Annotated in this window: 8 protein-coding genes and 1 pseudogene; 6 read left to right on the top strand and 3 right to left on the bottom strand. The window is 59.4% G+C overall.

Going from position 1 to position 12,936, the window contains the following annotated elements; all coding sequences use genetic code 11:
• Positions 1–79: 79 nt before the first annotated feature.
• Together P0D84_RS45125 and P0D84_RS45120 are read right to left on the bottom strand one after the other, a co-directional pair.
• Positions 80–1,432, bottom strand: a complete 1,353-nt coding sequence (locus tag P0D84_RS45125) for a dicarboxylate/amino acid:cation symporter (RefSeq protein ID WP_408349946.1) — start codon at positions 1,430–1,432, stop codon at positions 80–82.
• Between the two features lie 559 nt (positions 1,433–1,991).
• A pseudogene (locus P0D84_RS45120) lies at positions 1,992–2,330 on the bottom strand (transposase); the annotation flags it as partial.
• 373 nt (positions 2,331–2,703) lie between these two features.
• Here P0D84_RS45120 and P0D84_RS45115 point away from each other — a divergent pair.
• The 5 genes from P0D84_RS45115 (at position 2,704) to P0D84_RS45095 (ending at position 9,105) form a co-directional block, all read left to right on the top strand.
• Positions 2,704–3,342 (top strand): alkyl hydroperoxide reductase subunit F family protein, encoded by a 639-nt coding sequence (locus P0D84_RS45115; protein ID WP_408349943.1) that lies wholly within the window; start codon positions 2,704–2,706, stop codon positions 3,340–3,342.
• An 893-nt stretch (positions 3,343–4,235) separates the two neighbouring features.
• Positions 4,236–5,624 (top strand): class I SAM-dependent methyltransferase, encoded by a 1,389-nt coding sequence (locus P0D84_RS45110; protein WP_408351892.1) that lies wholly within the window; start codon positions 4,236–4,238, stop codon positions 5,622–5,624.
• Between the two features lie 22 nt (positions 5,625–5,646).
• Entirely contained in the window at positions 5,647–6,975 is a 1,329-nt protein-coding gene (locus tag P0D84_RS45105; protein ID WP_408349940.1) for a sensor histidine kinase, read from the top strand.
• A 7-nt stretch (positions 6,976–6,982) separates the two neighbouring features.
• On the top strand, positions 6,983–8,104 hold the full coding sequence (locus P0D84_RS45100) for an ATP-binding protein (RefSeq protein WP_408349937.1): 1,122 nt from the start codon (positions 6,983–6,985) through the stop codon (positions 8,102–8,104).
• Entirely contained in the window at positions 8,104–9,105 is a 1,002-nt protein-coding gene (locus P0D84_RS45095; protein ID WP_408351889.1) for a response regulator, read from the top strand. The genes P0D84_RS45100 and P0D84_RS45095 overlap by 1 nt, the downstream gene beginning before the upstream one ends.
• Before the next feature lie 1,258 nt (positions 9,106–10,363).
• Here P0D84_RS45095 and P0D84_RS45090 read toward each other — a convergent pair.
• On the bottom strand, positions 10,364–11,575 hold the full coding sequence (locus P0D84_RS45090) for a tyrosine-type recombinase/integrase (protein ID WP_408351886.1): 1,212 nt from the start codon (positions 11,573–11,575) through the stop codon (positions 10,364–10,366).
• Between the two features lie 171 nt (positions 11,576–11,746).
• Between P0D84_RS45090 and P0D84_RS45085 the strand changes: the two genes are divergently transcribed.
• Positions 11,747–12,781: a DNA-binding protein gene (locus P0D84_RS45085; RefSeq protein ID WP_408349934.1), complete on the top strand. Its 1,035-nt coding sequence runs from the start codon at positions 11,747–11,749 to the stop codon at positions 12,779–12,781.
• The last annotated feature ends 155 nt before the right edge of the window (positions 12,782–12,936 follow it).

The raw sequence follows: 12,936 nt of genomic DNA, 5'->3' as shown, positions 1-12,936 counted from the left end.
CGCTTCAATCGAGGCTTGTCGAAGCTGTGCTGGCGAGAACAGCGCACAACATTCCAGGACTACAGTGTCCACACGCTCCTTAGAGGTTATGCGATCGCGGTCCCACCGTAGCGATAGGTATCCTTTCGTCCGTCCGGTCAAACACCTTTTCCGGCTCGTCCGCCTCCTCCGGAGTCTCGTTATCCAGGACTCGGTGCATTCTGGGTTGGTCGAGTTCGCTGGTCCACCTGGCGACCACCAATGTAGCCACGGCATTCCCGATGAAATTCGTCAACGCGCGCGCTTCGGACATGAAGCGGTCGACACCAAGGATAAGCGCAAGACCTGCAACTGGTACGTGTCCGACCGCAGACAGCGTTGCCGCAAGCACGATGAACCCGCTGCCCGTAACACCAGCAGCGCCTTTAGAGGTCAGCAGCAATACGGCGAGCAACGTAAGCTGATGCGTGAGGTCCAGCGGCGTATTCGTCGCCTGGGCGATAAAGATGGCAGCCAGTGTGAGGTAGATCGACGTGCCATCGAGATTGAAAGAGTATCCGGTCGGAATGACTAGTCCAACCACTGATTTCTTCGCGCCAAGATTCTCCAGCTTCACCATTACGCGAGGCAGCGCTGCTTCCGACGAGGAGGTTCCAAGAACGATAAACAGTTCTTCCTTGAGGTACCTGATCAACTTCCACACGCTAAAACCATGGAACCGGGCAATCAGTCCTAGCACGACGAAGATGAAGAAAAGGCATGTCGCATAGAACGTGAGCATCAGCATCCCAAGGGAGAGCATGCTGCCGATGCCGTATTTGCCGATGGTAAAGGCCATCGCGCCAAAGGCGCCGATAGGCGCCACTTTCATGATGATGCCGACGATGCGGAAGAACACGTGGGAGATCTTCTCGACAAAGTCGAATATCAATGTGCCTCTACCGCCGAACGAGTGCAACGCGAAGCCGAACATGAGCGCGAACAACAGAACCTGAAGTATCTCGCCCTTGGCGAACGCGTCGACCACGGTCGAGGGGATAATGTTCATCAGGAAGTCGGTCGTGCCCTCCATCTTCCGCCCGCTGGTGACCGTAGCCACTGCCTTCGCGTCCAGCGTCTTCGGGTCCACGTTCATGCCGGCGCCGGGCTGTACCACGTTGACGATCACCAATCCGACCACCAGCGCGAGAGCGCTGACGATTTCAAAATAGAGCAACGCCAGGCCCCCGGTCTTGCCCACCTTCTTCATGTCTTCCATGCCTGCGATACCGACGACCACGGTGCAGAAGATGATGGGGGCGATGATCATCTTGATCAGTTTGATGAATGCGTCGCCGAGCGGCTTCATCGCCTCGCCGGTGTGCGGGGCGAAAATTCCCAGCACGATACCGGCGACGATCGCGACGATTACCTGAAAATAAAGTGATCTGTAAAACGGTCTGTGCGAAGCCATGTGGGCCCCAAAACAATCACTTCAGTCGTCATTCAGAGCATTGTTTGACATGCCAGCGTGACCCATATGACGACGGGCAAGCATCCCTGCACCGAACTGTGGAGTGCAGTCGAGATACCTGTGCATGTTGCGCAGATCGCGAGAACGGCTGGCTTACCCGGCAACCTGCGAATAGATTCTTACCAGATCATTACGAAGGCTATGCTTCGCATCCGTGCGCGACAACCGGGCAAACCCGAGCGTGCACTGCAGCAAACCGCTTTGTAACAAAAGCTGTCGCTGTGTTGGCGCCGGGTTTGATCCCAGGTGATTTTGCGAACCTGCGCATTCGCGATCCAGTACGCCAACTGAACGGGCCGGGCCTAACGGGGGCTTCGGAGGTGCAATGGGTGGCCATCCGGACCTATGCTGGACAGTTATCTATTTTGTGGGACTGGCCGCAGCGGGTCGCGTGCTGCCGATCGCGGCCGCGTGAAATCCGGGCCAATCCATGCCGCTTGCATGGGGCAGTCATCGGCCCAGACTATGTCAAAACGCATTTTTGGAGCGTTAAAATTTTCCACGCCTTGATCGTGCCGAATGGATGCTCGACAGTCTGCCGCCGGATTCGCATCATCTCAGGGGCGTGATCAAGTCGCTCCTGCATCTCTTCGAGTACGGTTTCATGCTCCCAGCGTGTCACCCGGCGTTGAGGACCTGGCGTGCAGGCATCTTTTAACGAGCACTGCTGGCAATTCGAACTCCAATACTTACTGAGTTTCAGGCCGCGCTCAACGGTCGAGAATCGCCAGATGAGCCGCTCGCCTACCGGACAGCGATATTCGTTCGTCTGTGGGTCGTAAATGAAATCGTCCTTGCCGAAGCGGCCATGGGCTGTTGCGCTTGATGTCAGTGATTTGACGTTTGTGTTCCCGCACTTCACCTGCCGCGACCTGCGCCGCGACAGACTTCGTCAATTCCCAGCGGCTAAGCGTTTTGACACAATCTGGGCCAGGAACGGACGTTCAATATGAGCTGCCCAGAGTGTTCACGTGCTTGCTCGGTTGCTATAGAAGTATCCGCCGGAGCAGGCACGAGTGCACCCATACCAGACGATTCGCTAACACTTTGAATATGTGCGATAGCGCACCAAAGCGCACTGACGGTCGAGGGAGCATTGCCTGGCACCGTCCTGCTTCCGATGGCAGATCGGCGCTGCACGTTCTGTTCAGATTTCTTTCAGCTCCTGGTACTTCCTGACATAAACTTGTAAGTCGTTACAGGATCGAAACATGTTAAACGGCAGCCTGAGGTCACAGCTGCAGACGTATCTGCGAAACATTCGCAGACCTGTCGAATTGATCGTGTCGCAGGGCGGTAGTCAAAAATCGCACGAGATGCTGACGATGTTGAACGAAATCGCGTCGTTGACAGATCTGGTGACGGTAATTGAGGAGCAGCAGGGCGACCAACGCAAGCGATCATTTTCAATCAGGCAGGTGGGAGCAAAACCCGGCATTCAGTTTGCCGCCACTCCAACAGGGCCTGAATTTTCGTCCCTTATCCTGGCAATACTCCAGGTTGGAGGACATCCCGTAATAGCCGACCGTACGACCATTGAACAGATTCGAACGCTAGAACGTGACTACTATTTCGAGACCTATATTTCGCTATCTTGCAAAAGCTGTGTGGACGTTGTGCAAGGGCTGAACATGATGACGGTAATCAATCCACGGATTCACAACATTACGATCGACGGAGAAATTTTTCAAAGTGAGGTGTCGGCGCGTGATATTAGCGTTGTGCCGACGATCTACATGAACGGCGAGGTATTCGGTGAGGGGCGCAGCAGCTTTGTGGAGCTCGGCGCGAAACTTTACGACATAGAACTGAGCATGAGAGCAGCACTGCACGCGGCGGGCAAGCAGTAGCACTGACCTGCAGGTCATACCGGTGGCGAGTAACCCCTGCAAATGCAGCCCCACGGGGCTGCCGTTATCTGAAACGCTGAAAGTCCGTCACGCGTGGACGTCAGCCGACCGCGTCGGGCTTTAGTCGGTCACAAACCGCCGATCACATGCGTCGTCGTTCAGACATTCAGGCGTCGGCTCCGCCCCCGTAATCGGCCATCCGATTGTCAAGGGCCAACGCTCCTTCATTGGCCAAACCGACATTCATTAATCGACGCTGAAATAACCGCTCCCCGCTACAGACTGGCCGTTCGCTTAGGGCACTCCCGCCGCGGGCGTGTCGAGCAACTCGAGTCGACCGGGTTCGACTCCTTGCGCGGGCGGCAGGCCAGTCAACACTTTCCGGCGTTGCGACAGCGAGGTGGCCTGCTCCGACCACTTTCCTAATACGCGGATCAGCAAGCGAATTTTGTAAGCAAGGCTGAGCCAACTTCGAGAGGCCTTCCCCAAACTTCAGAACAGCACCGCAGCTCACGCCTGCGTTCGTGACCCGCCGCAGCCGGGCGTCGCTATTGCGCACCGGTCTGATTCCTTATCGCAACCATCTTCCTGTCGACAGCGGCGGTCACCGAGAAAAATGATTCGTCGCAAAATCCAGTTTCTACAGCGTGTAGATGTTTGTAAGGCAAACTTGCGTACGTTCTTCATCCCTGATTTGGCATGGTTCAGGATTAACTGTGTTGATGTTACACTGCGGCTCGCCGAAGCCATCCTGGCAAAGGGTTTTGGTGTTCCAGTGCAACACTGGTTTGAACCACGTCGACGGCTCGTATCCGATGTCGTACGTGCGGAACATTCACTGGACTTCATGCAACACCCAACTGCGTTTTCCGGATTCCTCAGGTTCTTATACCGTGTACTCTCAAACGCAAATCGACCCGGTAGTCAGCTTCCGCAACTCGCAGCGCGAGCAGGTGCGTGGAACAATTATCAACCTCCAGAGAAAGTCTTTGGTGATGGAGGTCTATAACCCCTACTCCATAGTGCAGGTCAGTGAGGTGTTAAGCGAGCTGAGCGTGCGTATGGGCAGCAAGAATGCCTATCTTGGCAAAGCGGTGGTCGTCAGTCTGGTGAATACCGGTCTCACTGCGGTGGTTTCACTGGCGCTGATCGACGAGTGGCGCGAGCTTAGCGTTCTGCCCAATGAACCCAAGTCGGTCGGGAGAGAAGCAGAACTCTTCATCAGCGACTGGGACGCGCGCTTTAATATCCGGCGCGACTATCAGATTGTGGTCAACGAGATGCGCGCGTTCCTGTCGGAAGTGTCGCGTTGGGTTGAGCAGGTCGATCTGACCGAGAGCCTGCCGAAGACCGACGGCAGGCTGCGCGAGGATCTGTTCTACGAACTCGCTACCCCCGTCATGCACAAGGTCAAGTCTTACCTCGTGCGGCTCGAGGAAGAGGCCGAACGTGTCGATGCCGAGATTGCGCCCGTGCATCGTACCTACGCGCAAGCGGCACTGCATCCGTTGCTACTTCGTGCCCCGTTCGTTTACCGGACTTTTACAAAGCCACTGGGCTATGCCGGCGACTACGAGATGGTCAACCAGATCTTGAGCGATCCGCAGCAGGGACCGACCACTTACTTCCAGATCGTCAATACGGCGTTCCTCAAGGCCGCCGTGGCGACCGCACATCGGAACCGGATCACGCTACTGATCGACTTTCTGACGCGTCAGGCCGAAGCGGCGCGCATTGCCGGCAGACCATTCCGCGTACTCAACGTCGGCTGCGGACCGGCTTTCGAGATCCAGCGCTTCGTGCGCGAATATGCGCAGCCCGATCTGCTCTCGTTCCAGTTGGTCGACTTCAGCGAGGAAACACTGGCTTTCACCAAGGCCGCAATCGAACGATCGGCGGGCGACGGTGGGCACAAGGTCCCGGTGGAAATGGTGCATCAATCGGTGCACGACCTGCTTAAACGTAAAATTTCACCAGATGCGGCTTTGCGGGAATTCGACGCAGTGTACTGCGCAGGTCTCTTTGACTATCTGTCGGACAAGGTCTGCGCGCGCCTGTTGAATTATTTCGCTGCACGTACGCGACCTGGTGGCCAATTGCTGGTCACCAACGTCCATTCAGCGAACCCCGAGAAGTACGGCATGGAGCATCTGCTCGAGTGGTATCTGATCTATCGGAATGAGAGCAGTATGCGCTCGCTGCTGCCCGCACAGTCCGCCGAACAGAAGCTCTATGTCGACGAGACTGGGGTGAATGTGTTCGCAGAAGCCACGATCCTCTGAAACGTCAGCAGACACCCGATCCATGAGTCAACTGCACACAGGCTATCAAACTGAACTCGCGGACTTCCGCGTGACTTTCAGCCGCGGCGGTGCCTATACCGCCATTGTGCTCGTCCTACTCGGCGTGGGGCTGGATTACGCGCAGTATCCCGAACTGCAGACATCGTTCGCAGTTGCGCGTCTGCTCGTCTCGCTGCTGATCGGTGGCATTGTGATAATGCTGGGCAGCGTGGTAGGGCGACGCTTGACTCCATGGTTGACACTGTCCTGGCTGCTGCTACCGCAGGCCATGATTTCGTGGATGATCTGGCAGACAGATGGTGTTCAGTCGCCATACTACATGGGTCTGAATCTTGCCATCTTCGCTTCCGGCATTGCATTACCATTCGGCTTATGGCAAAACTTGGTTTTCGGGGTGTTGTCCTGCTTCCTGTACCTGCTTGCCTGCCTGCTGCCTCCACATGGCGTGGTGCCGATCGGCACGATGACCGTCAACGTATTGCTCCTTCTGTTCGCCGCTGCCGCTAGCGCCGTCTATACCTTCTTCAACGAGCGGGTGCGCTTCATGCTGTTTCGCCTGAAGGCAGAAGTATCCGAAAAAAATGCCGAACTTGAAGTGATCAACCGCAAGCTGCTCGATATCAAGGGCCAACTGTTACAGCAGGAAAAAATGGCGGCAGTCGGTACGCTTGCAGCGGGCTTGTTGCATGAAGTCAATAACCCGGTAAATTTTTGCCTGATGGCGATCGAAGTCGCGATGGAGGAGCCCATGGCCAAAACGGAACCAGCGCTGCAGGAATGTCTTGTCGACGCGAGGCAGGGCATGCAGCGGATCCAGCACATCGTGTCGGACCTGAAGACCTTCGCCTACCGCAAGCCCGGCGCCGAGGCGGAGGCGGGAACTCCCTTCCTGTTTGAAAAGGCACTCGATTCGGCAATCCGGCTCATTGCGCATGAATTGCGTGGCGTCGCAGTTACGCGTGAGCTCCCCGTGGATACCCTGGTGCAGGGCGACGAAGCGGCCATCATCGGCGTGTTGATTAACCTGCTCTCCAACTCGGTATTAGCCATGCGCAACGCGGGCACCGCTGGGCCGGCGATTCACATCTCAGTGAAGTGGTCGGGGCAACGCCTACATGTGATGGTACGGGACAATGGGCCAGGCATCGCGGGTGAGCATCTCGCGCGCGTGTTCGAGCCGTTCTTTACCACCCGCGAAGTAGGACAGGGCTTGGGCCTGGGTCTGTCGATCAGCTATGCCGTCATCGAGCGCCATGGCGGCCTGCTGTACGCTGAGAGCGAACTGGGAAGTTGGGCATCATTCAGCTTTGATCTGTCGCGCGCCCCATGAGAATGCAATGAATGACATCAGGCAGACGCAGCCCACTCTTCTCTACGTCGACGACGAAGAGTTGGCGTGCAAATATTTCGCTCGCGCGGTCGGTGCGGATTATGAGGTCCTGCTCGCCAACAGCAGTGATGAGGCGATCGCTATCCTGCAACAGGACAACGCCCGCATTGCTGTGCTAGTCACGGATTTCCGTATGCCAGGCCGCGATGGTGGCGACCTGTTGCGACAGGTGGCGCAGGAATACCCGCACATCGTTCGCATTCTGGTCACTGCTTACGCGGACATAGACGTGCTGCTGCAGACGGTCAATACCGGTGAGGTGTTCCGCATCCTTGAAAAGCCGCTTAGGCCGGCTTCCGTGCGCGAGACGCTGCAAATGGCGTTCGAGCGCTACCGTGAACGCGCCATACAAAATCAACGGTTGACGGCAATAGACGAGACGTTGGCCTTTCTGGCGCACGAACTGAACACACCGCTCGCCGCCATCACCTTGAACGCGCGCAGCATCGAAAATCGCACCGACGTGGAGCACGATTCGCAGCGGGAGATTACCGGAGCCGCCAGATCAATGCGGGAGAGCGCGCAGTACTGCATAGCGATGGTCTCGTCCTTCTGGCGGTCGGTCCACAATGGGCACCGGAGACCAGCGGAAGGCGATGCCCGCAGCGAGATCACGGCGCATGGACTGATCTCCGCTTTGCTCGATACCTATCCGTTTGCAACGGCGCAGCGGTCGTGCGTACAGGTCGAGGTCATTGGCGACTTTGCCGTGGTGACGCAACCCAATTGCGTGGCGCTTGTGCTCTCTTCGCTATTGTCCAACGCGCTACGCGCGCTTGCGCATGTGCCCTCTCCGTCGGTGCGCTTTACCGTGATAGCAGAACCCAACCCCGGCATCCGCATCTGCGACAACGGCCCGGGAATCCCGTCTGAGATAGAAGCCCGTCTGTTGACGGACCCGATTACAACGCACGCGAAATCCGGTGGGAACGGCTTGGGCCTAATTCTATGCAACCGTGTCATGCAGTCCTGTGGCGGCGGACTCCGGATCGAGTCCACGTCGGGGGTTGGCACCACCGTAATGCTGGATTTCCCCCATATCAAAGGTCAACCGCACAGGAGTTGTTGATGAACGAAGCGAAAGGCACACAGGAGTCGGCACCGGCGATCATCTTCGTCGATGACGAGGCCACTGCCGTGAAGTACTTCCAGCGTGCCATTGGAAGCCTGGCGCCGGTGCTGACTGGCGGCTCGGTGGAAGAAGGCAAGGCGTTGCTGGACGCACACGGTGACAAGGTGGCGGTCCTTGTCTCCGACCAGCGCATGCCGGGCGAGTTCGGCAACGAGTTGCTCCGCTATGCAAGCGAGCGCTATCCGCATGTCGTGCGGATATTGACCACCGCCTATTCGGAGATCGACCAGACCGTCGCGGCCGTCAACCTCGGTCATATCCACCGCTATATCAAAAAGCCGTGGGACATTACAGCATTGCGCATGGAACTGAAACAGGCGCTCGAACTGGCCGACCTGCGCAAGGAGCGGGACCAGTTGGTGCGTGAAAAACTGGGCGTGCTGCAAAAGCAGACTCTCGCGACGCGGATCGGTCTGATTCGCACGCTGTCTGCCATTCTGATCGGGCCCGAGCGTTTCCAGCCGGTGGAGACTTACCTGGCCGCAGCAGTACTCGCCGATGTGCAAAGTTCTGAGCCTGACTGGCAGTTGCTGGACTACTCTGATCTGGTCGCGGCCGAGAGTTGCCGGGGCGGGACTTTTGGCCACATGGTGGCGGCGAACCTTGCGGAGCTACGTAACCGGCGCGCCGGCTCTAGCGCTGGCAACGCAGTGGCGGCGATGGCCGAGACGCTAGAGGAGGCGGGCATCAGGGTCCGGCGCGAAGGCGATGCTCTGATCTGGGACGAGCTTGCCGCGCTTGCCGAATTTCTGGGAGAAGCGACTAACAAAGCCGTGTCGACGCGACACGCTGTATGGTTGGCAAGCCTTCTATGGCTGGACGGGAATGACTTCGCGCTTGATCCGGTACGTGAGGGTAATGCCATCGCGTTCCTACCCACTCAACGCAAAACGGAGTTTCCTGCCGATCGCCTCGCGGCATGGATCGAGCAGTTCTGAGCGCCGCAGGCGATCAGAGCAGCTTTGTTCGGACGGGTGCGTTCCAGACGGACGCAACCCCGGGACATACCTTGGCGTGGTCGCTTTGTACCTGGGAGTGGGCGTATAGCTACGCGGCATCGAACGGCTGAGTTGGCCGATCTCTCCCTGTGCGAGTCGACCAACGGCCGTTGTAGCTTGAAAGCCGCCGTAGATGTCGCGCTGGGTTGACGGGCCGCAACCGGTCGATCAGAGCCGGTCGTCGACGGACCGGGTTCAGTCACTTAGAGCATTCGCCTGCCGCCTCAATCGTCCATCAACGTGCCGCTCACACGTCGACTAATGAATTGCCGGCGGCTCGATCAGGAGATGCTGGTTCAGACGTAACCGAGTCAATCCTTCAGATCTCCCGTAATGACTCACCCTTCGGAGCGGTAGTCGAGAAACGGATGCAACTAACCGTTTTGCGCGATCTGCCATTCGGCGACCCCGAACCCCGGTCGATAAAGAAGCGATGGTCTGCTCATGCAACCAGACACCCATACCAGCAGCCCGTGCTGGATCCGACATTGACGGTTGTTCGTTCTGGTAAACCTGGACTGATCGACGCGGACAAGTCGGATGGTAACGGAGGGCGCGGCGCATCACGGCTAATAGGAGCAAAAAATCAGTGAGCAATCCCGATATAATTTGCAAGTTCTCAAACCGCTCCCTGCAACTTCGAATCCGTGTCGACCAGGCGAAATAGGTCCCGCAGTACCCGCGACCATAAACCGCTGACCAGGGCGCTTCTGTTGCCGATGGATCGGGCGTCGGCAAATGCACAGTCTCTCGCCAGTCATCTTGCGCTGGTCGCATGCCGGAGTGGTCACGGAAACGGACACCATGCCAATGAACTCATGCGAGTGGTGTATCTGGCTGGTTTCTGCAGCGAGCCGGATACGGCAACTGTCCGGCCGGGCAATTCAAGGTTGTCGAGTATGCCGTTGAAGCGACCCTGGCCCATGCTCACGAATGTGGCGAGTGGCGGCTACCAGACGAAATGATCGTCGATTTCGAGGCACTTCTCGCTCTTTACGATTCGCAACTCGCCAGTGCGCCACGGCACGAAGTACTCGCGGCGGAGCAGAAGCTCAGGGCGTTTCTCGCTGGGACGTCCAGTTCCCCAATACCCGTAAATGCCTGACTCTGGCGTGGACAGTGCGCGGCCGTCCGGCGTTATGCGGCGGTCGGCCTGTGGCTCAACGCAGTCGCCAGGCCTGGTCGTTCTCGTCCGGGTTCATGCGTCGTCCTTCGCAATGCCGGGTTCCGGGGTAGGCCGCGCTTCCCAGTTCATCCGGTGGCGTTTCACCGTTTCGCGATGGCGTTTGTCCTCTTCCTCGTGCAGGTAAAGGCTGGTGGTGTTCAGCGACACGTGACCGAGATTGTCGCGCACCGTGCGCAGGTCGACACCCCCGTCGGCCTGGTGCGAGCCCGAGGTATGTCGCAGCCAGTGCGCCGATGCACGGTCCAGCTCGTCGGCGCGATCCGTGAACTCAGGTCCGCGGGCGCGCAGCCACGCGGCGGCGTTGCCGAATATGCTTTTGATCGCGTCATGCATGGCTGAGCGCGACATGCAGCGGCGCTTTCCCCTGAACGGGATGACCAGCGGCGTGTCGTCGGTGCGGCCCGGAAGCGGCGGCAGGCCGTTCACCTTCCGGTAGCGGGCCAGCTCGGCGACCAGTTCGGGCGACGCGGGGACGATCCGCTCCTTCTCGCCCTTGCCGACAATGTGAAGCCACCACTGCTCGCGTCCGTCGGCGCCGAGCCGCCGCGAGAAGTCGCCCATCTTTCCGGCGGCGACCTCGGAAACGCGCATGCCCTGCAGGTAGAAGAGGGTAGTGAGCCACCGGCAGCGGGCGGAGTACGCCTGCTGCACCGCGGTGTCCTGCGGCAACTGTGCGACGAAGCCCTTGACGTCATCCCACAGCGAGACCGACAGGTAGCGCGTAACCCGCGGCGCCGCGTGTTTTCCACGCTGCCGCAGCAACGCCATCGGGTTGCCGCGCAGGTAACCGGCGTCCACCAGCCAGGTGAACATGCCGTTCAGGATGATCAGCGCCTGGCGCTGGCTGGCCAGTGACAGCGGGCCGTTGAACGGCCGCCAGCGGGCGTCGCCGCGTGGGTACTTGCCGCCGGTGGCGGACACCCAACGATGCTCCGGCTGGGGATCGACGAGAAACGACCTGAACAGCAGCAGATCCTCGTGCGTGAGCGACGACAGCGGCTTGCCGAGTTGCACGACGGCCCACAGCAGCAGCCGTTCGGCTTCCTTGCGGTAACTGTCGAAAGTCGTCTTCGTGTCCGCGTAGTTGGCAAGCCACGCGCGCACCGCATCGAGGTCATTGCGGGCCGCCAGCTGGGAATTGCGGGCGTCGCCGCGGTTGGTGCCGTCGCGCCCGTCCAGACGTTCCGGAATGACAAGCGACTCGACGGGCTGCACGGACGCAATCCGGGTATCTGACACGGTTCGGGCGGCTCCTATGGGTGTGACGCGGTGACGGCCGGCACTTGCGACCAAATACACGACATTATAGACCTAATGTCGTGTAACGCGTAAATGTGGTTAGAAATGGGGCGGTTTACGTAGTATTATTTTATAAATTTTCGGGAAGCTCCGCCCATGTCCGACGTCCTGCCCAACGAAACCCGCCTTGCCGCCGATATCGAGCGCCTGAAGGTCGCGCATCCGAAAACCCGCGAGCTGTATCGCGAGGTATGCGCGCTGCTGTTCTTCCGTCACGGCATCACGCCGACTGCGAACCGGCTGTATCAGCTGGTCCGGCGCGGCAGCATGGGCACGCCGACCGCCGTGCTCGGCGAGTTCTGGGCGGACCTGCGCGAGAAGAGCCGCGTGCGCATCGAGCATCCCGATCTGCCCGCCGATCTCGGTGCGGCCGCCGGCGAACTGGTATCTACCCTCTGGACGCGCGCCACCGCGTCAGCCGGGGCCGCGCTCGACGCGCTGCGTGACGAAGTCGAGGCGCAGCGGGCCGAGGCGCAACAGTCGGTCGTCGCCGCCCGGGACGAACTGGGTCGCGTCGAGACCGCGCTCGAGCAGCGCACCGCGGCGCTGCTTGCCGCGCAGGTCGAGGTACGGGACCTGGACAGGGCGCAGGCCGAAGGCCACACGCAGCGACTGGCGCTGGAGGCAGAACTGGCGCGGGTCCAGGCGGCGCTGGCCGCGCGCGAGCGCGAACTGGTGGAGGCAAGGGAAGGGTTTTCGCGCGATCTGGAAAAGCAGCGCGAAGCGGCTGAACGCGCGGAGGAGCGGCTGCGCGCTTCTGAAAAGCGCGCGCTGCTGGAGATTGACCGCGAGCGCAGTACCGCAACAAAGCTGCAGAAGGAACTGGACGAAGCCACGCGTCGCGCGGACCGGAAAGACGCCGACCATCGCCGTGCATCCGAAGCCATGCAGGCGCAGCTGGGCGATGCACGTCATCAGGCGGGGGTGCTGCAGGGGCGGCTGGATGCTGTTCAGGCAGAAAATGTGCGGCTGCAGGCGGAGGTGATGGCGCTGCGGGAGGCGGAAGCGCGTGCGCGGGAAACCCGGCCATCGGCCGCTTCGACAGGCGTCCCGAAGACGCCACTCCCGGCCCGTTTCTCTCGCGCCGTGCCGACCGCCAAACCAGCAACGCGTCGCAAAAAAGCGGTATAAGCGCAAAGGTACTTACCACCGGGGAAATGAGCTGCATGGCTGATATCTATCTGCTCGCCGGACTGACGCTTCCACAGGGCGTCGCGCATGAGTCCCTGCCCGGCACGGTAACGCTCTTCATCGCGGATTGCTGGCCAGGCATGAGCCGCACGCAG

The sequence above is a fragment of the Paraburkholderia sp. RL17-337-BIB-A genome (genome assembly GCF_046025895.1).
In the GTDB taxonomy this organism is placed as follows: domain Bacteria; phylum Pseudomonadota; class Gammaproteobacteria; order Burkholderiales; family Burkholderiaceae; genus Paraburkholderia; species Paraburkholderia fungorum_C.
This window is presented reverse-complemented; position numbering and strand designations above follow the sequence as displayed.